At 38.3% G+C, this 24,369-nt stretch carries 16 protein-coding genes, 1 pseudogene and 1 other annotated feature; of the genes and pseudogenes, 11 read left to right on the plus strand and 6 right to left on the minus strand.

Annotated features, from left to right (window positions below):
• Window positions 1-17: 17 nt before the first annotated feature.
• From purM to ligA (DX933_RS15250), 11 genes and pseudogenes are all read left to right on the plus strand, one after another.
• On the plus strand, window positions 18-1,037 hold the full coding sequence (gene purM / locus DX933_RS15200) for a phosphoribosylformylglycinamidine cyclo-ligase (RefSeq protein ID WP_123317296.1): 1,020 nt from the start codon (window positions 18-20) through the stop codon (window positions 1,035-1,037).
• On the plus strand, window positions 1,034-1,591 hold the full coding sequence (gene purN / locus DX933_RS15205) for a phosphoribosylglycinamide formyltransferase (RefSeq protein WP_123317297.1): 558 nt from the start codon (window positions 1,034-1,036) through the stop codon (window positions 1,589-1,591). The genes purM and purN overlap by 4 nt, the downstream gene beginning before the upstream one ends.
• 204 nt (window positions 1,592-1,795) lie before the next feature.
• Window positions 1,796-3,328 carry a bifunctional phosphoribosylaminoimidazolecarboxamide formyltransferase/IMP cyclohydrolase gene (gene purH / locus DX933_RS15210; protein WP_123317298.1) on the plus strand — a complete coding sequence of 511 codons (1,533 nt, stop codon included), beginning with the start codon at window positions 1,796-1,798 and terminating at the stop codon, window positions 3,326-3,328.
• A 36-nt stretch (window positions 3,329-3,364) separates the two neighbouring features.
• Entirely contained in the window at window positions 3,365-4,609 is a 1,245-nt protein-coding gene (gene purD / locus DX933_RS15215; protein ID WP_123317299.1) for a phosphoribosylamine--glycine ligase, read from the plus strand.
• 750 nt (window positions 4,610-5,359) lie between these two features.
• Window positions 5,360-7,063 carry an adenine deaminase C-terminal domain-containing protein gene (locus tag DX933_RS15220; RefSeq protein ID WP_397316687.1) on the plus strand — a complete coding sequence of 568 codons (1,704 nt, stop codon included), beginning with the start codon at window positions 5,360-5,362 and terminating at the stop codon, window positions 7,061-7,063.
• Window positions 7,064-7,115: 52 nt separating this feature from the next.
• Complete coding sequence (locus DX933_RS15225) at window positions 7,116-8,183, plus strand: DUF3048 domain-containing protein (protein ID WP_123317301.1); 1,068 nt, start codon at window positions 7,116-7,118, stop codon at window positions 8,181-8,183.
• Window positions 8,184-8,201: 18 nt separating this feature from the next.
• The gene (locus DX933_RS15230) at window positions 8,202-8,501 is read left to right on the plus strand and encodes a YerC/YecD family TrpR-related protein (RefSeq protein WP_123317302.1); all 300 of its coding nucleotides are present in this window, start codon (window positions 8,202-8,204) and stop codon (window positions 8,499-8,501) included.
• Window positions 8,502-9,480: 979 nt separating this feature from the next.
• The gene (locus DX933_RS15235) at window positions 9,481-10,170 is read left to right on the plus strand and encodes a heptaprenylglyceryl phosphate synthase (protein ID WP_123317382.1); all 690 of its coding nucleotides are present in this window, start codon (window positions 9,481-9,483) and stop codon (window positions 10,168-10,170) included.
• Between the two features lies 1 nt (window position 10,171).
• Window positions 10,172-12,394, plus strand: a complete 2,223-nt coding sequence (pcrA, locus tag DX933_RS15240; RefSeq protein WP_123317303.1) for a DNA helicase PcrA — start codon at window positions 10,172-10,174, stop codon at window positions 12,392-12,394.
• Between the two features lie 13 nt (window positions 12,395-12,407).
• Window positions 12,408-12,830 (plus strand): annotated as a pseudogene (gene ligA, locus DX933_RS15245) (NAD-dependent DNA ligase LigA); the annotation flags it as partial.
• Window positions 12,831-12,928: 98 nt separating this feature from the next.
• Window positions 12,929-14,923 carry an NAD-dependent DNA ligase LigA gene (gene ligA, locus DX933_RS15250; RefSeq protein ID WP_123317305.1) on the plus strand — a complete coding sequence of 665 codons (1,995 nt, stop codon included), beginning with the start codon at window positions 12,929-12,931 and terminating at the stop codon, window positions 14,921-14,923.
• A gap of 54 nt (window positions 14,924-14,977) precedes the next feature.
• On the opposite strand, the gene ileS is transcribed toward ligA (DX933_RS15250), so the two are convergent.
• From ileS to DX933_RS15280, 6 genes are all read right to left on the minus strand, one after another.
• Window positions 14,978-18,034 carry an isoleucine--tRNA ligase gene (gene ileS / locus DX933_RS15255; RefSeq protein ID WP_123317383.1) on the minus strand — a complete coding sequence of 1,019 codons (3,057 nt, stop codon included), beginning with the start codon at window positions 18,032-18,034 and terminating at the stop codon, window positions 14,978-14,980.
• A gap of 119 nt (window positions 18,035-18,153) precedes the next feature.
• Window positions 18,154-18,365: a binding site (T-box leader), on the minus strand.
• A 74-nt stretch (window positions 18,366-18,439) separates the two neighbouring features.
• Window positions 18,440-19,135, minus strand: a complete 696-nt coding sequence (gene thyX / locus DX933_RS15260; RefSeq protein ID WP_123317306.1) for an FAD-dependent thymidylate synthase — start codon at window positions 19,133-19,135, stop codon at window positions 18,440-18,442.
• A gap of 135 nt (window positions 19,136-19,270) precedes the next feature.
• Complete coding sequence (gene dfr, locus DX933_RS15265; protein ID WP_123317307.1) at window positions 19,271-19,753, minus strand: DfrD/DfrG/DfrK family trimethoprim-resistant dihydrofolate reductase; 483 nt, start codon at window positions 19,751-19,753, stop codon at window positions 19,271-19,273.
• A 47-nt stretch (window positions 19,754-19,800) separates the two neighbouring features.
• Window positions 19,801-20,325 (minus strand): hypothetical protein, encoded by a 525-nt coding sequence (locus tag DX933_RS15270; protein WP_123317308.1) that lies wholly within the window; start codon window positions 20,323-20,325, stop codon window positions 19,801-19,803.
• Complete coding sequence (locus tag DX933_RS15275; RefSeq protein WP_123317309.1) at window positions 20,313-22,187, minus strand: hypothetical protein; 1,875 nt, start codon at window positions 22,185-22,187, stop codon at window positions 20,313-20,315. Before DX933_RS15275 ends, DX933_RS15270 begins: the two co-directional genes overlap by 13 nt.
• On the minus strand, window positions 22,184-24,367 hold the full coding sequence (locus tag DX933_RS15280) for a site-specific integrase (RefSeq protein ID WP_123317310.1): 2,184 nt from the start codon (window positions 24,365-24,367) through the stop codon (window positions 22,184-22,186). Before DX933_RS15280 ends, DX933_RS15275 begins: the two co-directional genes overlap by 4 nt.
• Window positions 24,368-24,369: the final 2 nt, after the last annotated feature.

Below are 24,369 nucleotides of genomic sequence, written 5' to 3' on the forward strand. Positions count from 1 at the left end.
TGAGGGGAAGTGCACATATGTCAGATGCATATAAGCGTGCCGGTGTTGATGTTGAAAAAGGGTATGAAGCAGTTGAACGAATGAAAAAGCATATTGCAAAAACTACTCGTCCAGAAGTACTTGGCGGAGTCGGATCATTTGGTGGTCTATTTGAGCTTACTTCATTGGCATACAAGGAACCGGTATTGGTTTCCGGAACAGATGGCGTTGGTACCAAGCTCAAGCTTGCTTTCGATTTGGACAAGCACGATACGATTGGGATTGATTTGGTAGCCATGTGTGTGAATGATGTGGTCGCCCAAGGTGCGAAGCCGCTGTTTTTTCTAGATTATATCGGCTGCGGAAAAAATGATCCTGCTGTCATTGAGCAAATTGTAGCAGGGGTTTCCGAAGGCTGTGTTCAATCAGGCGCAGCTTTAATTGGCGGTGAAACAGCAGAAATGCCAGGTATGTATGCAGAAGAAGAATATGATTTGGCTGGATTTACGGTTGGAATTGCTGAAAAGGCAAATTTAATTACAGGTGAGTCTGTACAGGCAGGAGATGTCCTCATTGGTCTACCATCAAGCGGTATACATTCCAATGGATACTCGCTTGTTCGTCAAATTGTTGCAGACTTGGATTTGAACCAAACATATGAAGGCCTTTCGAAACCGCTTGGAGAGGTGCTTTTGACACCAACCAAGATCTATGCAAAATCGATTGCAGCTGTGATGGAAAACCATACCATTAAAGGAATTTCCCATATTACGGGTGGGGGCTTTTACGAAAATTTTCCGCGGATGCTTCCTGCTGGGCTTGGCGTTGAATTGGATTCCAATAGCTGGGAAGTTCCTGACATATTCCCGTTCCTGCAAGAAAAAGGGCAAATAGCAGATAAAGATATGTATGGAGTCTTTAATATGGGGATTGGCATGGCGATAGCCGTTGCGCCCGCAGATACAGATGCTATTCTTGAAAGCTTGAAGGATCAAGGAGAGCAGGCCGTTGTGATTGGTAAGGTCGTTCCTGGTGAAGGAGTGCAATTCACGTCATGAGTGAATTGAAAGTGGCTGTATTTGCATCTGGTTCAGGAAGTAATTTTCAAGCGATGTTAGATGCAGCATTACCTTGCCGTATCGAACTGCTAGTCTGTGATAAGCCAGGTGCAAAAGTAGTAGAGCGGGCAAAGAAAAAGGATGTACCGGTATGGGAATTTTCACCACAGGCCTTCCCTTCCAAGGAAGCTTATGAACAAGCGATTGTTGAGCAATTGCAGGAGCGGAAGGTGGAATGGATTTTTCTTGCAGGCTACATGCGGCTTGTTGGCCCCGTATTGCTGGGCGCTTATGCGAATCGAATGATCAATATCCACCCTTCATTGTTACCGAAGTTTCCTGGTTTGGACGCAATAGGCCAAGCATTTCGGGCTGGTGAGCGGGAAACAGGGGTAACTGTGCATTATATTGATGAAGGAATGGATACCGGACCGATTATTGCGCAAGAAAGTGTTGATATATATCCAAATGATACGATGGAAACTTTGGAAACAAGGATTCATCAAGTGGAACATATGTTGTACCCACAGGTCATTCGAAAGTTGATAAAGTGAAAGTGAAACGTCAATCAGTGGGTGTTTTCGCACCTCCACCCTGATTGTTAGTTGAACGAATCAGGCCTTTACTGGCTGTTGAACCTCCTCACAATTTTGTTATCAACAAAAGTTCTTGAAGTGGGGTCTTACAGCCAGTTAATCCGTGAAATGAAACCACAACAAGATGATGAACAGCATTCTAAATATGTGAGGAGTATGGAAATGCAGAAAAGAGCACTTGTAAGTGTATCCAACAAAGAAAATTTAACTGACTTTATTAGCGGGCTAGTTAAGCTGGATTATGAGATTATATCCACTGGTGGTACGCTCAAGAAATTACAGGATGCTGGTGTGCCGGCAAAGGCTGTTGATTCAGTAACTGGTTTTCCAGAAATTCTTGATGGGCGGGTAAAAACATTACATCCATTCGTGCATGGTGGATTACTAGCAAAGAAAAATGACCCGGACCATATGAAGCAACTAGAGGAAAACAATATTCAACCAATCGATCTCGTTATCGTCAATTTATATCCTTTTAAAGAAACGTTAGCGAAGGCAGATGCAACAGATGAAGACATCATTGAAAATATCGATATCGGTGGACCAGCTATGCTTCGGGCAGCAGCGAAAAACTTTGAATCCACAACAGTGATTGTGGATCCAGCTGACTATGCAGACGTATTAGCAGCGTTAGAGCAAGGTGACGTTTCACTTGAAAAACGTCGGGAGCTTGCTGGTAAGGTGTTCCGTCATACCGCACATTATGATGCGATGATTGCTGGCTATTTTACGGAAAAAGCGGAAATTGATTTTCCTGAAAACTATACCGTTACTTACGAAAAGGTTCAAACCCTTCGTTATGGAGAAAATCCGCATCAACAGGCAGCTTTTTATCGCTTGCCACAGGATGAGGAGCTTAGTTTAGCAGCTGCTAAACAATTGCATGGGAAAGAGCTATCCTATAATAATATTCAAGATGCAAACGCAGCGTTGGAAATGGTGGCAGCCTATGATGAACCAGCCGTTGTTGCGGTCAAGCATATGAACCCTTGTGGGATTGGGATGGGAGATACAGTTGAAGAAGCGTTTGATCGCGCGTATGCAGCTGACCCGGTATCCATTTTTGGTGGCATTGTGGCAGCCAATCGGGAAATTGATTTAGCTACCGCTGAAAAACTAAGCAAAATCTTTTTAGAGATTGTAATTGCACCAAGCTTTACTGTGGAAGCACTGGACGTGTTACAGCAAAAGAAAAACATTCGCTTATTAGAGCTTGCAATGCCCGCTTCAGTAGATACGTATCATCGTCTCACAACCGTAAAAGGTGGCGTACTCATTCAGACAAATGATACAGCAACATTGGACGTGGATGCGTTGGAAGTTCCAACCAAACGTAAGCCGACAGCTGAAGAACTGGCTGATTTACAATTTGTTTGGAAGGCAGTGAAGCATGTAAAATCAAATGCGATCGCACTTGCAAAAGGAAAACAAACAGTCGGAATTGGTGCTGGTCAGATGAATCGTGTTGGCGCTGCCAAAATAGCTATCGAACAAGCCGGAGAACAGGCAAAGGGAGCAGTCATGGGTTCAGATGCGTTTTTTCCAATGCCAGATACGGTTGAAACAGCTGCAGCTGCAGGCATTACAGCAATTATACAGCCTGGTGGCTCCAAGCGAGATCAAGACTCCATCGATGCATGTGATGCACACGGCATTGCGATGGTCTTCACTGGTCAACGACATTTTAAACATTAAAAGAAAAGCAAAACGAATAATGGGGAGGACTTCTGAATGAACGTTTTGGTAATTGGCCGCGGTGGCCGTGAGCATAGTATGATAAAGAAACTTTTAGCAAGCGATCGAATAAATAAGCTATTTGTTGCACCTGGAAATGGTGGTATGGCAGACGAAGCGGTTTGCTTAGATATAGATGAAATAGATATCGATCAACTTATTGCTGCGGCACGTGAACATCATGTTGACCTTACAATTGTTGGGCCAGAAGTACCACTTTTAGCTGGTATTACAAACCGTTTTCAAGCAGAAGGACTGGCCATCTTTGCACCGACAAAGGAAGCGGCAATGCTGGAAGGAAGCAAGGATTTTGCCAAGGCATTCATGATGCGACATGGCATTCCAACTGCTGCATACGAAACCTTTACAGATGCTGCAGCAGCCAAAGCGTATATTGAAGAAAAAGGGGCACCAATTGTCATTAAAGCAGATGGTTTAGCTGCTGGTAAAGGTGTCGTCGTAGCTGAAACGGTTCAGGATGCGATTGCTGCGGTAGACGCCATGCTCGTTGATCAAGTATTTGCAGAAGCAGGAACAACCATTGTCGTGGAGGAATTTTTGGCAGGAAAAGAATTCTCTTTGATGGCATTTGTTCATGAAAATCAGGTGTATCCAATGGTAACTGCAAGAGATCATAAGCGTGCCTTTGATCAGGATCAAGGTCCGAATACAGGTGGCATGGGCGCTTTTGCTCCTGTCGCGGATGTATCCGAAAAAGATCTTCAATTTGCCATTCAAGAAATCCTTCAACGGGCAGCGGATGGACTGGTCGCGGAAGACAGACCATTTACAGGGATATTATATGCTGGCCTTATCATGACGACAGAAGGGCTAAAGGTAATCGAATTTAATACCCGGTTTGGAGATCCCGAAACACAGGTTGTGCTGCCATTATTGAAAAATGATCTATTGCAAGTGTTTGAAGATGTACTAGCAGGCAAGGATCCTGAGCTAACTTGGGAGGATGCATGCTGTGCAGGTGTCGTTGTAGCTGCTAATGGATATCCTGGCACTTATGCAAAAGCTTTACCAATCCCGAATTTTACGTTGGCGGATGATTCCTTCCTCATCTATGCTGGTGCAAAACAAACAGCAGAAGGACTTGTATCTGATGGTGGACGGGTACTGCTCGCTGGTGCAACAGCCAAAACCCTAGATGCTGCGACAGAAAAAGCTTATCAATCATTAGGCTGCCTGTCAGCAGAAGACGGATTTTTCTATCGTAAAGATATTGGGAAATAAAGATTACACCTATTCAAACTGCCGCGGATCCGTATGCCAAATATGGTCCGTGGTTTTTTCATAGTGCTTTATAGTGACATGCAGGAGAGTGAAAAATGGGTGGAGTCATGTTTTTTTACTCGTCAGCCCTCGCCAGCAGTTTGAGTCAAAAAATTGGAAGGAAAGGCCTGATTATTGCCCTCGCCGACAGTTTGAGTTGAAAAATAGAAAGGGCGAGCCTGATTATTGCCCTCGCCAGCAGTTTGAGTCAAAAAATTGGAAGGAAGAGTCTGATTATTGCTCTCGCCGACAGTTTGAGTCAAAAAATTGGAAGGAAAGACCTGATTATTTCACTCACTAGAAGTTTGAGTTAAAAAATAGGAAGGGCGAGCCTGATTATTGCACTCACTAGAAGTTTGAGTCAAAAAATTGGAAGGAAGAGTCTGATTATTGCACTCACTAGAAGTTTGAGTCAAAAAATAGGAGGGAAGAGTCTGATTATTGCCCTCGCTATCAGTTTGAGTTAAAAAATAGGAGGGACGGGCCTTATAATTGCACTCGATTCATATGGATTAGCAATTTCATAGGTGTGTCAGGGTAATTATGTTGATCTAAATCGAATTATTTTTGTAAAATCAATCAATTGTTAAAATTTCTTCACTTTAGTTACGAAAAACTTTACCGTATGAAAGTAAAAGTATGGTAAACTAGATAAAAATGGTTATACTGGAGAGTTGTTTTATGGAGAATGGTTACTGGAGAAACCGACAAATGAGAAAACATGTTGCCGTACTGGATGGACAAGTAGCTCCTACACTCGTATTAAAACAGGCAACATATTTAAATGTACATACAAAGCAATGGTTACAGGCAAATATTTGGATATATGAGGATCGAATTGTGTATGTCGGGGAAGATATGCCGATGCAACAAGGCTATGAAGTAGTGGATTGTCAGAATCAATATTTAGTTCCAGGATATATGGAACCTCACGCACATCCATTTCAATTATATAATCCGCTGGAGCTTGCTTGGCATGCAGCAAAGTTCGGTACAACCACTTTGGTTAATGATAATTTATTATGGGTTTTTTATTTAAATAAAAAGAAAGCGTTTTCTTTACTGGATGAATTCAACCATTTCCCTGTGTCTATGTATTGGTGGTCCCGCTTTGATTCGCAAACGGCACTGAAGGACGAACAAATGCTGTTTAATACAGAGGATGTTTTTGATTGGCTCGATCATCCTTCCGTTGTTCAAGGTGGCGAATTAACTTCGTGGCCACGACTGCTGGAAGGGGACGACATTTTGCTCTATTGGATTCAGCGGGCGAAGCGTCTTGGTAAGCCAATTGAGGGGCATTTTCCAGGTGCGTCTGAACGAACATTGACGAAGATGAAGCTGTTTGGCATCAACTCCGATCATGAAGCGATGACAGGAAAAGAGGTAATGAAGCGGCTGGAACTCGGTTATCAGGTAGGCTTACGCTATTCTTCAATTCGACCGGATTTACCAAAAATATTGGAAGAACTGCTCGCTACGGATTTTCGAGTGTTTGATCAATTAATGATGACAACAGATGGCGCGACCCCAGCTTTCTATGAGGCGGGTATGATGAATCAATGTATTGAAATTGCTTTGGAGAAAGGGGTGCCACTAGAGGATGCCTATCGCATGGCTTCTTATAACGCAGCAGCACATTTGCTTTTGGATGAAAAGCTAGGAAGTATCGCACCTGGTAGAATTGCAAATATCAATTTCCTGGAGAAAAAGGAAAATCCTCATCCAATCAGTGTTTTGGCAAAGGGAAAGTGGATTGTAAAAGCGGGTAAGGAACAGCCCATGCCAATGCAGCTTGATTGGTCTCATTATGATATAGAGCCGTTGGTACCGGATTGGGATTTGACAATGGAGGATTTACAATTCTCTACACCAATTGGTTTAGAAATGGTGAATGATGTGATTATCAAGCCATATCCTATTGAAACGGATATTACCCCGGAAGAAATCCCGGAGGAAAAGGAGGACGCCTTTTTACTGTTAATCGATCGACATGGAAAGTGGCGTGTGAACAGCACATTAAAAGGCTTCACCAATCAATTGGGTACGATTGCGAGCACTTATTCGACAACAGGTGATTTTATTTTTATCGGCAAGCGAAAAAGCGATATGCTGCTTGCTTGGGACCGATTGAAAAAAATGGGCGGCGGCATTGTTATTGTCAATCAAGGAGAGGTATTACTAGAAATTCCATTAAAGCTAGGTGGCGTGATGTATGATGGGAAATTATCCGATTTGATTGAACTGGAAAAAGAGCTTAGACAGATTTTATCCCAATATGGATACACATACGGCGACCCAATTTACTCTATCTTTTTCTTATCATCCACGCATTTGCCATATATTCGTATTGCACAAAAAGGCGTCATAGATGTCCTAAAAAAAGAAGTCCTCTTTCCGGCAACGATGAGGTAGCGTATAATACGATTAAAGAATAAAAAATGATGACAAAGGTTGTGGGTACGGAATGAAAAAAACCTTCTGCATACTAGGCGCAATGTTGCTGATAATCGTATTAAGCGCATGCTCCGAGGATTTACTAAAAGCAGAGGACAGTCAGGAAAAAAAGAGTTTAATAGCTAAGGAAAAGCAAGAGCCCGAGCTAGTGGAGGAAAAGAATGACGCTACTACCGTTTATCCATTAACAGGCTTAGAACATAGTGTCGAGGATGTATCACGGGCAGTTGGAATCATGGTAAATAATCACAAAGCTGCCAGACCTCAAACAGGACTATCCAAGGCCGATGTTGTATTTGAAATTTTAGCAGAAGGCATGATTACTAGATTTTTAGCTTTGTTTCAAAGTGAACAGCCAGATGTAGTTGGACCAGTTCGCAGTGCACGAGAATATTATTTTGATTTGGCAGAACGCTATCAGGCACTATATGTATACCACGGGGCTGCTGCGCAAATTAATGACATGATCCGCAACCGTGGAATCGATCATTTGAATGGGTCTTATTATGATAATGATGGAAAGCTTTTTAAACGAGCGTCATTTCGAAAAGCACCTCATAATTCATATGTACAATTTCCAGCTATCTATAAAACGGCATCCGAAAAAGGTTTTTCAATTGAAAATAATACGAAGCCTCTCCCTTTTTTAAGTGAACAAGACGTTGCTGATATAAGTGGAGATGCGGCAGAGCACATCCAAATTGTTTATTCGAGTAAACCGAGTTTGGTCGTTTCCTATACGTATGATAAGAAAAAAGGTGTCTATCATCGTTCAAGTGATGGCCAAGAAACAATAGAATACGAGACGGATAAACCAATTGAATTGGATAATATTTTGATTATGGAAACCTATCATGAGGTCATCGATAATGCTGGCAGAAGAAAGGTTGACATGGATTCTGGCGGCAACGCTTATCTCCTTCAAAAAGGAAAGCTGCAGCAGGTACAATGGGCAAGCGAAGATGGCTTGATTGTACCGGTAAAAGATGGAAAACCAATTGGATTGGTACCAGGTAAAACTTGGATTAATGTCGTGCCAAGCGATCCAGGTATTGCAAAATCGGTAACATTTGAATAAAACTTAGGGGGTATCGTTGTGCAAATTGATAAATTAAGAGGCAAACAGCTTGACCAGCTGTTTGAAGCGATTTTATCTTTACAAGATATCGAAGAATGCTATCGTTTTTTTGACGATATAGCAACGATGAGTGAAATACAATCGCTATCACAGCGCCTGCAAGTAGCAAAAATGCTGCGAGAAGGACTTACGTATAGTGTCATAGAAAAAGAAACCAAAGCCTCTACTGCAACGATTTCTAGAGTCAGACGCTGTATCGACTACGGTAGTGATGGCTACGGCATGGTATTGGACCGCATGCAAGACAACGATAAATAAACAGTTCATTTATAAAAACACTCGCACCCGCTCAAACATTTTTGGAAGGAGCACGGGTGTTTTTGTGATGGATTGAAAAAAGAAGGAATCGGCTCGCCGATTCCAACGTCTGAAGAAATGAAGATGAAATCGGTGAGCTGACTTCTACATATTAATCACGCGGTCAACCGGGTGAAGTTGCGCATCCCCCAGTTAAAGAATATTTATAATGGAGGAATCGGTCCGCCGATTCCAACCCCATTCCATCAAAAAGAGTCGGTTCACTTCATTTGGCCGCAAAGTCGCATGGGTTTGGGTAGAAGTCGCATGCCTTGGCGCCTAACTCGCATACCTTTAGCTCAAACTCGCATGCCACAGCACTAATCTCGCATGGGTTTGGTCCAAAGTCGCATACCTTTGATCGGAAGTCGCATGCATGAAGAGTGAAGAAAGCGGCAGCTGCCGCTTTCAACATTATATAAAAAGCTAAAACCTAAGAACTCAGCCCAAACTCGCGCACCAACAATTCAAAGTCGAGCGTCAGCTACCCGAAGTCGCGCGTCAACCACCTGAATTCTAGCACGAACTACTCAAGGTCGCGCGCCAACCAGCTAAACTCGAGCACGAACTACTCAAAGTCGCGCGCCAACCAGCTAAACTCGAGCACGAACTACTCAAAGTCGCGCGTCAACCAGCTGAACTCGAGCACCAACCACACAAAGTCGCGCACCAATCACCCGAACTCGAGCACCAATCACCCGAACTAGAGCACCAACCACTCAAAATCGCGCGCCAGCCACCCGAACTCGAGCACCAATCCCCAAAACTCGCGCACCAGCCAGGATTGAAATCGGCCTGCTGATTTCTCCGACGTTGTCTATGGCGGGGTTAGGCAGGGTGTCTGGTTGAAAACTTTAGTTCTGTCCTCAAATTTCGTTGGATTTTTGCTATAATATAGGAATGGATTATGAAATTGGAGGATATAACGTTGTACAATTCGATGAATGAGTGGAAGCATGTATTTAAGTTAGACCCTGCGAAGGAAATAGATGATGATGCCCTCGAGCTCATATGTGAATCCGGTACAGATGCGGTAATTGTTGGGGGGACAGATGATGTTACGTTGGACGGGGTACTGGACTTATTGTCGCGGATTAGACGTTACACGGTTCCATGTGTGTTAGAGATTTCAAATATGGATGCAATTACGCCTGGGTTTGATTTTTATTTTATTCCGATGGTACTGAATAGTACGGAGAAAAAGTGGATGATGGATATCCAGCATCAGGCGATAAAAGAATATAAAGAGATTATGAATTGGGATGAAATGTTTGTGGAGGGCTATTGCATTTTGAACGAAGAGGCTAAGGCGTTTACACATACCAATTGCAATCTTCCAGATGAAGCAGATGTATTGGCATATGCGTACATGGCAGATCGTATTTTTCATTTACCAATTTTTTATTTAGAATATAGTGGAAAATACGGTGATCCCCAGCTTGTGGAGAAAGTGAAGGATCAGCTTCAGCAAACACGGCTGTTTTATGGTGGCGGCATTTCGAATGTGGATCAGGCAAAAGAAATGGCGGAACATGCAGATGTGATTGTTGTTGGAAATAGTATTTATACCAATTTAAAGCAGGCCTTAAAAACAGTGAAGGCCGTGAAAGACAAAGAAGGTGGTGCGTAGCATGAATCGAACTGGAGATGACCTGCTCAAGGGTTTAAATAAGGAACAGCGCGAGGCAGTGAAGCATACAGAAGGACCGTTATTGGTCATGGCGGGTGCAGGAAGTGGTAAGACACGCGTGCTCACGCATCGGATTGCATATCTGATGAGTGAAAAAGATGTGGCACCTAGAAATATATTGGCGATTACATTTACAAATAAAGCAGCAAGAGAAATGAAGGATCGTGTTCGTCGTCTCGTCGGGGCGGAAGGTGAATACATGTGGGTATCGACCTTTCACTCCATGTGTGTGCGAATTTTACGTCGTGATATCGATCGGATTGGTATCAATCGTAATTTTACGATTTTGGACAGTGGTGATCAGTTATCTGTCGTGAAGCAAGTGTTGAAAAACATCAACCTGGATCCGAAGCAATTTGACCCACGGGCAATGCTTGGACAAATTAGTGCTGCAAAAAATGAACTGATCACACCTGAAGCATATAATGAAAAAGTTGGCGATTTCTTTACGCGCCAGGTGGGCAAGGTGTACTCTGCTTACCAAAATATGCTGCGTAAAAACCAATCGCTTGATTTTGATGATTTGATTATGGAAACCATTACGTTATTCCGCCGTGTTCCGGAGGTATTGGAATACTATCAGCGTCGTTTTCAATATATTCATGTGGATGAGTATCAGGATACGAACCATGCCCAATACTTTTTGGTGAAGCAACTGGCAAGCCGTTTCCAAAACTTATGTGTTGTGGGAGACTCGGATCAGTCAATTTATCGTTGGCGTGGAGCTGACATTGCGAATATCCTTTCGTTTGAAAAGGATTATCCAGCAGCACGAACTATCTTTCTCGAGCAGAATTATCGCTCAACAAAATCCATTTTACAAGCAGCAAATAAAGTCATTGAAAATAATTCCGGTCGAAAGCCAAAAAATTTATGGACAGAAAACCCGGACGGCAAGAAAATCCATTACTTCCAGGGCTCCACAGAGCAGGAAGAAGCTCTGTTTATTACGGAAAAAATTCAAACCTTACGTCGTGAGGAAGGCATTTCACCAAACGACATTGCCATCTTATATCGAACCAATGCGCAATCCCGTGCGGTTGAGGATACATTGATGAAATCAGGCGTATCCTATCAAATGGTTGGCGGCACGAAGTTTTACGAGCGTAAAGAAATTAAAGATATGGTCGCTTATTTACGGTTAATTACGAATCCTGAAGATGATTTAAGCTTTGAACGGGTTGTGAATGAACCGAAACGCGGAATTGGTAAAACCTCAGTAGAGCGTCTTCGTGCCTATGCAACAGAGCATGGTATTTCCTTCTTTGCTGCAGTAAGAGAAGTCGATTTTATTGGTGTCTCTGCAAGAGCAGCAAATGCTTTGGCAGGATTTGCAGATTTGATTACGTCTTTATCTCAGCAGCAGGAGTTTTTAACCGCAACAGATATGGTTGAAGCAGTGCTGGAGCGGACAGGCTATGAGCAAATGCTGAAAAACGAGCAAACACTTGAGGCACAGAGTCGTTTGGAAAACTTAGAGGAATTTATGACGGTTACCCAGAATTTTGAAGAAAAAAGTGAAGAGGATAAAACACTCGTTGCTTTTCTAACGGATTTGGCCTTAATTGCAGATATTGATTCTGTCGATGAGGAAGATCCGGAAAATGAAGATAAAATTACGTTGATGACCTTACATGCTGCCAAAGGATTGGAATTCCCTGTTGTTTTCTTAATTGGGCTGGAGGAGAATGTTTTCCCACATAGTCGTTCCATGTTTGATCAAGATGAAATGGAAGAGGAGCGCCGCTTGGCATATGTTGGAATTACCCGTGCAGAGAAGCAACTGTATTTGACCCATGCTCGGATGCGTACCTTGTATGGACGAACAAATATGAACCCAATTAGTCGCTTTATAAATGAAATTCCGACTGATTTAGTAGAAGGAATCGATCAAGAGGAGAAAATCCCATTTGGCGGACGTGCACAAACTACAAAATCCGAAGCACCAGGATTAAAGCGCCGCGCACAGCGCCTGCAGAAAACATCTGGAGCGGAGAGTGAAGCATGGATGCCGGGTGACAAGGCGGACCATAAAAAATGGGGCGTAGGAACGGTTGTGAAGGTGCAAGGCGAGGGAGAAGCGATGGAGCTTGACGTTGCCTTCCCAGCACCAACTGGAATCAAGCGTTTATTAGCTAAATTTGCACCAATAACGAAAAAGTAGAGGTGTTGGATGAATGAATAAACAGGAAGCACAGGAGCGGATAGCAGCGCTTCATCAGCTACTCCATCGCTATAATCATGAATACCATGTACTGGACGAACCAAGTGTTCCAGACGCTGAATATGATCAAAAATTACGTGAACTACAAGAGCTCGAGGCAGCATTTCCAGATTTGATTACAGCAGATTCACCGACGCAGCGAGTTGGCGGGAAACCACTTGATTCCTTTCAAAAGGTGACACATGAAGTACCAATGCTTAGCTTGGGCAATGCATTTAATGAAACGGATTTACGTGAGTTTGACCGCCGGGTTCGGGAAGGAACCGATCAGCCCGTGACCTATGTATGTGAATTAAAGATTGACGGCTTAGCAGTATCGCTATTGTATGAAAATGGTAAGTTTGTCCGCGGATCGACAAGAGGGGATGGGACATTATCGGTAAAATACAATCTGTCCAGAAAAGTACAAGATCTTATTAGTAATGGGAGTATGTCAACGCCTTCTTTAATTAGACAAGTGGGAGGTGCAGTGGCATGAGTGTGCGAGAGAGAATTGATGAGTTAAGAAGCATAATTCAATACCATAATAAAAAGTACTATGATGAAGATCAGCCAGAGATAATTGATTTTGAATATGACAGGCTTGCTCAGGAACTAAAGGATTTAGAAAAGGAACATCCAGAACTTATCGTGGAAGATTCTCCTACTCAAATTATTGGAGGTACAGTTAAACGTGAATTAAGAAAAGTAGCACATGATGTACCAGTGATAAGTTTGCAGAATTCATTTACCAAAGATGAAATATATAGCTTTGTAGAGAGAGTGAATTCCCAAGTATCAAATCCTAAATATGTAGTTGAATTAAAAATTGATGGTTTATCAATAATGTTAAGATATCACAACGGTAAATTAACTGATGGTATTACAAGAGGCAATGGAGAAATTGGGGAGTCGGTTTTTGAAAATATATTAGAAATTAAATCCATACCGAAAGAAATCCCAACTAAACTAAGTTATTTAGAGGTTCGTGGAGAAGTTTTCATGTCGAATGAGACATTTGAAAAGATAACAGAAAAACAAAGTGATTTAGGCGGAAAAACTTATAAAACTGCCAGGAATTTGGCCGCAGGAACATTAAGGCAATTAGATCCAAGCATAGTTCGTGACCGTAATCTTGATTTCTTTGTTTTTAATCTCGAAATTTCGGAAGGAAAGAATTTCACCTCGCATAGTGAGACATTAGAATGGCTGAGTGATCAAGGGTTTCCTGTTGTTCCTGATTATAAAGTATGTACCACAGCGGATGAAATATGGGAATATGTGTCAAACATTGGAGAAAAGAGATCCAGCCTATCCTTTGATATTGATGGAGCAGTTATTAAAGTTGATAATTTAAGTGATAGAAAAAATTTAGGTGAAACAAGCAAGGTTCCAAGATGGGCTATAGCTTATAAATATCCAGCGCAGCAAAAGGAAACTGTTGTTAACGATATTCAGATACAAGTTGGGCGTACTGGAAGATTAACTCCACTCGCTATATTAGAACCTGTTAAAATAGCGGGAACAGATGTATCGAAAGCAACGCTACACAATCAAGATTTTATTGATTCAAAAGATATTCAAATTGGGGATACCGTAGTTATTCAAAAAGCGGGAGATATCATTCCAGAAGTGATAAGAAGTATACCTGAGAAGAGACCTGCAAATGCGGTAAAGTATTCTATCCCAACAACTTGTCCTATATGTAATTCACCTACTGTTAGAGAGGATGATGGTGCAGATACACGTTGTATCAATCATGAGTGTCCTGCCCAGCAACTTGGTGGTATAGTTTACTTTGCATCAAAAAGTGCAATGGATATTGTAGGGCTTGGGCCAAGTTCTGTTGAATCATTAGTCTTAGAAGGTTATATAAAGGATGTTGCAGACATTTATTATCTTGATCAATATCGTGATGACTTAATAGAAAAAGGTGTAGTAGGAAGACAAAAAGCGACAGATAATCTTTTGCAGGCTATTGAAAAATCAAAGGATAATGATTTGGAAAATTTATTAACGGGACTTGGGATAAAAAATGTCGGAAGACAAACCGCAAGAGTATTAGCTATGAACTTTTCCGATATTGATGCCATTGGAAAAGCAACTTACGAACAGTTAATAAATTTACCTGATTTTGGCGATATAATGGTAAATAGTGTAATAAACTATTTCAAACAAGAAAAGAATCAAAAACTTATTTCAAAATTAAAACAGGCTGGCGTAAATGTTAAATCAAAAATACCTGAAAACCAAAGTTCGGATCAAAGATTTGATGGTGAAAGATTTGTAATAACAGGAACTCTTCCCACTTTAAAAAGAAATGAAGCTACCCAATTAATTCAAATGTATGGTGGTAAGGTTTCTGGGAGTGTATCCACAAAAACATCATTTGTTTTAGCGGGAGAAGAGGCGGGAAGCAAGTTAACGAAGGCTCAGGATTTAGGTATAAAAATAATTAGTGAAGACGAATTTAAGGAAATGTTAAAGTGAATGGAAAAACAGTAGATCAAACAATATATTGTTTGATCTACTTTATCTCTGTCTTTATGACTTAATGTATAATCTAACCTCATTTTCTTCCACTTTAAAACTTTTCATATCTGGTTTACCTTCAAAATGAACCGAATTAATAATAAGATTTCTTTGTACTAATTCATCAAATTTAATCAATACATTTTGAAGCCACGAATCAGTCTGAACAAAAAGATCTACTCGTAACTCAACTGGAAGATTTAATTCCTTGCGATAGGTCTGAACAGCCCGAACGAATTCCCTTACTAAGCCTTCCTCAATTAATTCTTGCGTCAAATTAGTATCTAATAAGGTCAGGAATTTACTCCCTTCAAGTAATTCAAAACCGTCTCTTCCTTTTTTCTCAATAAGTACGTCATCCGTTGTAAGAGTTACAGTTTCACCTGAACTGAATGATAACTGCATTTCTTTTTCTTTCATGAATTTTTCCTTTTCCTTATCGTCTAATTTATCAACTTTATTTTTAACTTGGCCAACGAATTTGCCTAACTTTGGCCCAACTACCGAAAAGTTTAATTTGAGATCAAGCTGTAACAAATCTGAATAATCCCTCGTAAACTTTACTTCTTTTAGGTTCATTTCATTTTTTATAATAGACGAATATTTTTCCAACTGGGATAGAGTGGATTCTTCCGTCGGGACAACTACCAATTGAGCTAATGGTTGTTTGGTTTTAATTCTTACTGTATTTCTAAGGGATCTTGTCAGCTCTATTATTTGTAAGACTTCATCCATATCTTTTTCTAATTGTTCATCAATAAGCATTTCATCCGATTTAGGGTAATCTGATACATGCACACTATCTTTCACTAAGTTTGAGTATATGTGTTCTGTAACAAAAGGTGTATAAGGAGCCATGAGCTGTGATAGCTTTTTTAATACCTCAAACAAGGTACTAAATGCCGCCCTCTTATCATTAGTCATACCACTATTCCAAAAACGTTGTCTGGAACGCCTTACATACCAATTGCTGAGTTCATCAATAAATGTTGAAATTGATCTTGCTCCTTTTGTGATATCATAATCATCTAAACTATGGGTAACTTCCTCTATAACAGTATTTAGGCGAGAAAGAATCCATTTATCAAGAGTTGTTTTAGTGCCACCCAAATCACTATCTGGATTAAATTGATCAATTTCCGCATACATCGAGTAAAAAGAATAAACGTTTAGTAGCGTATCTATAACTTTGGACTTAGCATGACTGACAGTTTTTTTAGAAAAACGTTTATTATTCCATGGTGAACTATCAGCTAACAACGCCCATCTTAGAGAATCAGCACCAAACTCATTAATAAGCTCAGCAGGATTCAAGGCATTACCTTTACTTTTTGACATTTTTTGTCCATTTTCATCTAAAATATGACCTAAAGAAAGGACTCGTTTATACGGTGATTCTCCTGTAAACAAAGTAGAAACAGCCAACAAACTGTAAAACCATCCCCTTGTTTGGTCAACGCCCTCAATAACTACATCAGCAGGAAATTGCTTTTTAAACATATCTTTGTTTTCAAATGGATAATGATATTGGGCAAATGGCATTGATCCACTATCAAACCAAACATCAATAACTTCGCTTGTTCTATCCATAGTACCACCACAAAGGCAAGCTAAATGTAATTTGTCTACGTAAGGTTTATGCAACTCTATGTTTTTTGGTACTTCTTCTACTGAAAGTTCACTTAATTCTTTTACAGAATTTGGGGCTTTTTCAATACCACAATCTTGACAAACCCAAACGTTTAATGGTGTTCCCCAATATCTATCCCTACCTATATTCCAGTCAACCATATTATCCAAAAAGTTCCCAAACCTTCCATCTTTCATATGAGAAGGAAACCACTCAACTTCTTGGTTATTGGCTTGTATTTTTTCTTTTACCTCTGTAGTCTTAATAAACCACCCCTCCATAGCATAATAAAGAAGAGGACTATCACATCGCCAACAGTGGGGATAGCTATGCTCATATTTTTCCTTATCGAATAAAAGATTTTGTTTTGATAGCATTTTTATAATTTCAACGTCGCAATCTTTTACAAATTTTCCAGCAAGCGGGGTTACATATTCCTTATAGCGACCTTTAGAATCAACTACATTTACGTAAGAAAATTGATTATCTTGGATGGCAATGTAATCATCTTCTCCATGGGCGGGTGCTATATGCACAATACCAGTTCCACTTGTATCTGTAACAAAATCCGCACCGAGAACTTTATGACCATTGGATACGGTAACATAATTAAAGGGTGCTTCATAAGAGAGACCTATTAAGTCTTCCCCTTTAATCACATCCAGGGTTTCGTAATCCTCCTTGATAACTATAGGAGCCAATGACTCTGCAAGGACAAATACTTCTAAGCCTTGTTTTACTTTTACATAGTTCATATTAGGATTTACAGCAACAGCAACATTGCCAGGCAATGTCCAAGGTGTTGTTGTCCATCCTAAAAGGTATTCATTTTTAGTTCCTTTTAAGCGGAATTTAGCTGTAACTGATAAATCAGAAACATCCTTATATCCTTGTGCAACTTCATGAGAGCTAAGTGAAGTCTCACAATCAGGACAATAGGGTATAACTCGATGTCCTTTATATAATAAGCCTTTTTCATGGATAGTAGATAAAATATTCCAAACTGACTCAATATATTCGTTATTTAAGGTAATATAAGGGTCTTCCATATCTACCCAATAGCCAAGAGCATTGGTGAATTGTTTCCACTCATTTTCATATTCAAAAACACTTTCTTTACATTTTTGAATGAAATTTTCAATTCCGTATTCTTCAATTTGATCTTTCCCACGAATATTTAACTGTTTTTCCACTTCTAATTCTACAGGTAAACCATGAGTATCCCAACCTGCTTTTCTTAAAACTTGATAACCCGACATTGTTTTATATCTTGCTACAAAGTCCTTAATGGTTCTTCCAAGGGCGTGACCTGCATGTGGTAAACCATTTGCCGTTGGTGGCCCTTCATAAAAAACAAATGCCTCATTTCCTTCTCGGTTAGATATAGAACGTTGGAATGTACCATCCTTTTTCCATTGTTCACGTACTCTTAATTCCATTGCTGCATTTGACTCTTTCAACTTTATCACCTCATTATTATTTTAATAAAAAAACTCGATCCTACGTAATGTGGGATCGAGTTTATATAAAAGAATATAATCTTCCATTAACAAAATAAAAAACCATAGTAGTGGTTTTAATCAGTTAATTACACTACGTACTATCATACGTGTCCTGGGTATCGGTAGAATGCCGTCAAAGTTTAAATTTCTTTTCAACTTTGCTTCTCGGAGAGGATTTTCATCATGGTCTTAACGTTGACTTTCAGCAATTCGTCAACTCTCTGTAGATAAGATATACATAATTACTCTTTCTCGTCATTGAATTAATTATGAAATTATTGTTAATGTTAACCAATAAAAATGTAAAAGTCAATTTATTCTGTATATCTCGCTAATCACTTTTTAAGAATACTTCAGGAGAGCATCAAGAGATAGAGGAAACTTCTCATGGGCTAATTCCTTAACTGCCTCAGCAAGAACTCTGATTTCATATTGTGCATCTTCTGGGAGCCTCAATTTTAAGAAGTGTGCTACACCTTGCAGGGAGCCAGTCCAATAATATCTCACAAACATGGAGTAAGCGGGAAGGAATAAACGAGCTTGTTCTGGAGCTATTCCTGCCTCCATTGCTTCTTCATAAAGTCGCTCACCTTCGTCAACGTGTTTTTCAAGTTTCTTTGTGAAGATGCTTCCAGATGATTCGTTTAAGACTTCACCCGAACCTTGTTTTGAATTTTGTGGCTTTGACCTCCACTCGTCAGCTTGAGGAATATAGAACTCTGGTTCCTCTGTAATATAGCGACGAGAAGATTCATTCCAAGCAACGAATGGATCTTGGAACCCAGAACCAATTATATGCTTCCAATGCTGTCTTGCAACGTAAAGGGGAACATATACCTCAAATTGAAGTGAAGTATGTCTAAATGGACTTGTGTGACCTTCACGAGCGAGAAAGTCTATAAGTCCCTTGTCTTTATCATCAAGAATGGCTTTTTTCTTGTTGTAAGACACACGAGCTGAATTTGTAACCGATAAATCGGAACCCATGTGGTCTTGTAAAATCACATAACCACCATTTAATATGTCTATTCTTTCCATAATTTAAACCCCTCTCTGATCAAATGTTGATTTAATTTTTGAGCCAATAATAGCAATTTTTTCATAATGGCTTGTTATTAATTTTACTATAATTTCTAAAATTTTGCTCCTACTAAATTGCTATCTTAATAAAATCTATTTTTCATAAACATGAAAATAATAGGTATAAGGATTTTTGTCATTCCGACTCCCTTTTTTTACAGATACTTCTTTCCATTCATCGAAATTAACTTCTGGAAAAAAGGTATCTCCTTCAAATTCATGATGAATCTTTGTAATATACATTTTCTTAACATATGGAAAGAAAATATTATAAATCTGTTCTCCTCCAAAAATAAAAATCTCTTCTTCATTTTTACAAAGCTCAAATACATCTTCGATAGAATGAGCAATTTCACAACCATGGAAATTGAAATTCTTATCTCTTGTTAAAATAATATTCCTTCTGTTGGGTAAAGCCCTTCCAATTGACTCTAAGTTCTTTCTGCCTAAAATGATGGGATATCCCTTTGTTGTATTTTTAACATACTCCCAATCATTTGGAATTCTCCAGGGGATGTCATTGTCTTTGCCTATTACTCTATTTTTATCCATAGCAACAATTAGAGAAATATTCATATATTACACAGCCTTTATATATTATTTTACCAAATGGTTTTTATCTTTTAATGTTTAGGGGAGAGCTTTACTACATTTGATTTAATATTTTCATTTACGTCTTTTTTGTGTTTTAAGTTATTATATCGTTCGTGGAGTTCAACGTTTTCCCTTTTTAATAATTTCAATTCATTCTCAACTAAGGAAACTTTTCTTCTCATGAGTTCTACACTAACATCCCGTTCCATCATTTTCTTAATTATTGATTCGAGTTCTGAAATTTTTTCTGAAAGTTTCTCGTTTCTTTTCACTGGATCGTCTTGATTGTATTGATCTATTCTAATTTCGATATAGTTTTTTAATACTTCATTGTTGTAAATTGTTTGCCGAGCAATTTTTGATTCGGTTGCAATATTATTTATTGATGGTCTATTCTTTTTCATTTGAGTCATAATTTCTTCTTGTAAGGAAAACTTTTCACTTATTGTTTTTTCCACTTTATTTAGATATTCTTTTACTTTCGGCTCAATTAATTCAATACTGACCTTCATTTTTTCTAAAGTAAGAATTATGTTTTCATCTAATTTAACCATGCCTTTACCTCCTTCTTGATAGAATCATAGTTGTCTATGAAGAATGAAACCTGTGGGAATTTTTCCTTAACTTCACTTTCACCTTTACGTTGAACTTCTTTTTCTAACTCTTCAAGTTCTGGAATTAGGTATTTTTCTACAATCCAACGTAACTTGTTTGTTTCTTTCTCGGAGGCTTTCTTAAATCCTTTTTCTTGATTGTATTTTATTGTCTTTAATAATGTTGTATATTTTTTGTAGTTAATATCGATCAAGAAAAAGGAGTGAAATAGGTTGTTGCACATGCCATAAGCACAATATAATTCATCGGTTGCATCACTTTTTCCACATTCTCTTATAGGACCACTTTTTATACATATACCGCCTTCTTTAGCCCTAATCGGAACCTTTTTAGTTAGATCATTTATAATTTCATCTAAATCAGTGGCAACATTCAAATTTGAATTTTTTATATGCTCATTTATACGAAGCATAAGGGTATCTTTTCCTTGGCCCATAATCTCCGTTTCTCCTGTAATAAGCATTTTCATTACAGATTCTGCAAAATCTTTGTCTTCTTCTAAATCTTTTTCAATTCTTTGATAACCCAAAGTTATTTCCTTTTCTAAATGATTCATGTGCCTTTGAACATATAATAGAGACACACCCTGATTAATAAGTTCATTACACAACTTTACCCTATATTGATGTGGTCGGGGAATACTTACAATATCAGTAGGCTTGTAATGGCTGAAATATTCGCTGCCTATAACTTTCCGTTCCATTAAAACTCCGATATTTTGGTGATATAAAGTAGGGTATTTTTCTTTGACATTAATACACCCAATTTCTTTACCGTATTTAAGAGCTATGGCTGTTGCCATTCTGGTCAATGTATTTTCGGTAACTGGTAATGTCCTTACTTTTAACGGGACAAAAAGCAAATTACTATTAGCCTTGATACGACTTGTGTTATATATTTCTTCCAAGGTATAGTAAGCCTTGCAAGCTAAGTCCGTCATAATAGTATTTACTTCTTTAAAATTGCCATTACCTTTTACACCCTTAGAAGTCTCATACCTTAAATAATAAGCCGTTTTTGTGCCATTTAATATTTTTAAACTTTCTAAACTGCCTATTGTGCAATCGCATATTTCCCCATTTCTTAATCCAGTTTGAGATAACAATATGAGCATAGCCGATGCTCCTCTATCATCAATAGGTGTATTTTTGTCTTCCATTACCTTAGTTAAGCAAGCTATTAAGCTATTAAAGTATTCATCAGAAATTGTATCCCATTTACCAGCATTTCTTTGAGCTTTAAGAGCATGACTATCTGTATGGGAAAGGAATCTGTGTATATCAACCCACTCAATAGATTTGTAATTAGTAGAGTAGAATTGGAAAAGTTTTATTAAATTCATCTTATATCTTTGTATTGTTCCTGCTGATAAGTCTTCTTTAGATTTAATATACTTACTTACTGTTTGAAGACTCACATAATCAAGGGAATAGATATCATTAGATGTAAGGTATTTTAAGAAATCTTTTATGTTATTGACAGTTATATAAATTGTTTGTATTTTATCAACATCTTCCCAAATCTGAGTGAGTGTAAAAAATTTAACATGGTCTTTAAATGCAAGGTTTATGTTCTTGAAATTAAATTCAGACTTTCTCTTAGGAACACGTTTGAGTGTTACAGAGTTAAAATCCCAAATATCGTTTGAAAAGAATATGTCACCAGATACGATAGGGAGTTTATCAATTCTTTTTATATGCTCAAAAATCCTATTTGTCTTTACGCTGTTTAAAATAGCATCATCAAATTCTTCTGGAAAAAGCCATTGAATATTATGTAATTCTTTTATAGAGCCATTCATGCTTTTTCCTCCTTCAACACTAACAGTTTTTCTAAATAGGCAAGGTATAGACGTTTAACAACTACATGTTTATCTCTTGTTGCTTGGGATTTTGATGATTTAATATCTTTATCAATCTTAGCGATTTTTTCTTCGTAAAATGGGATTCTATCGACAGTAGCAATAAAACCTGAACACATTAAACAATCTAAGTTTCCTTTTGTTTGAATACATGATTCATATGGGCAATATCCACAGTTTTCATTCACAAGGTCTTTGTTAGAGTGGTCTGTTTCAGTAACGATATTTCCTTTTATTGTTGGATTCCCAATAACAACCATATGAGTTGCTTCAAGATAATCTTTGATTTTTTCAGCAACGTAGTGGTTGGTGGTAGTGTTAAGTTGTTTGTGATTAGTTAAAGCTCTTAATTCCATTTCTGACATGTTTTGTTTCATGGCATATTCAATTGATTTTGTCATATAAGTATCTCTTAAATTATGTGCAGTAAAACTTTCAATCCCTAATTGATTACAGATTCGTTTTAGGTAGTCAGAAAATGATCGAACACTTATTACTTTATAGTTATAAGCTGAATTATTATGAATAAAGATTTGTTCCTTAATAGAGGGATTCTTGCATTCATCTCTTACATCTTGTGTAAACTTTATTGCAGTTTCAATGTATCGCTTAGTGTAGGGAGTAATTGGAACTTTTACCTTTTTCCCATTTGAAACCTTTGAATGAGACTCTAAATAATAGTCTCTCTTAACATCCTTTACTAAACAACTGATTTTCAAATTTAGAATTTGTGAGATTCTAAATTCTGTAGCAATAGCAATATGAAAAACAATATAGTAAAGAGTGTTTAGATAATTATCCGCCGAGTTCTCTTTTAATTTGTTTTCGATGTTTATTAGAAGTTCATCCGAGATATCTTTTGATGTGTTGTTAACCTGAGCAGTTTTAGTAACTAAATATTTAAAGACACTTGGTTCAATTTTATAAAGGTTATTTTCTTGGAGGTAAGTGAGAAAACCTCTTACAACTGAAATGTAACTATTGTTCATTTTATTGCCTTTTATGAATTGAACATAAGAAAAAACTTCCTCAACGATAAAACTATCTATTCGTTCATCAGATGATGTTACCTTTCTGATGCTATAGTCGTTCCGCAAATCAAAAATAAAGTTTATGAATTTTATACAGATTTGTGTATAATCAATTCTTGCGGGTAGGGATGTATTTGAATTCCAAAACCAATGTTTGAGACCAAATTTAAGTTTTTCATCTTTGGTGGGCTGAAAATTCACAGGCCTATATGAAAAACTATTGATCTTTGTAGTGGTATTTTCCAGACCGTTAGGCATGATTAACCATTTATCATATTCGGGTATAGGATCGAAAGGATTTAATGGAATGGGCAAGAACCCTTTTTCGTAGTTCTTATTAAAGCTAACCAATTGAAGCATATTACCATCTAATCCGTCTTTCCAATTTAAAATGTTACGCCCGTCGGAATAGGATAGTAACATCAGGTAGAATTTCTTTAATAACGTTATTGAATTCGAACCCTTTTCTTTAGTCTTATAGAAATAGTATTGCTGTTTAAATGTTTCAGCATTAAAATCAGTAACCCTATTAATAGGTTTTCCGTTAAGGCTTGCCTGAAAATTAGCGTAAAAACGATGGTTACGACTACCTGTATGATTATTCATTACAAAGTCCCTTAGTAAATTTGAAAGAAAGAGTGTGGAAGAATCATTTTTACAAGTTAAATTGTTCTCTTGGATTTTCGGATTTTTACTCTTAGTATCCTTTTTTATTACAATTAAATTATATGGAAGCATAGAATTAGAGAATAGCCAATATAACTCTTTGGCTAAATGATTCGACCAATTAAAGGATTTAACTATTTCTCTGAATTCCCCATAGTAGCAGTCATTGTTTATGAATAGCAAAACAAGTCTGCAAATACCTTCTCTGATTTTTTTGTCTTGACTTTTATTAAATAGCTTTTGGAAAAATTCCCAAGTAACAGAAAAACGGTCTAAATTCTCTTCTAAAAGTTCTATTACATTATAGGCATCCGATAAATCAAAATTGTGATAATTTTGTCGAGTTGATTTGTCAATAAAGATATTTACTATTCGCTTTATCTTTTTATCATTGAAATTAATAGGGTTACTATGTCCTGTCATAT

Origin of the sequence: Ornithinibacillus gellani, assembly GCF_003730295.1 — a bacterium.
GTDB classification, from domain to species: domain Bacteria; phylum Bacillota; class Bacilli; order Bacillales; family Amphibacillaceae; genus Ornithinibacillus_A; species Ornithinibacillus_A gellani.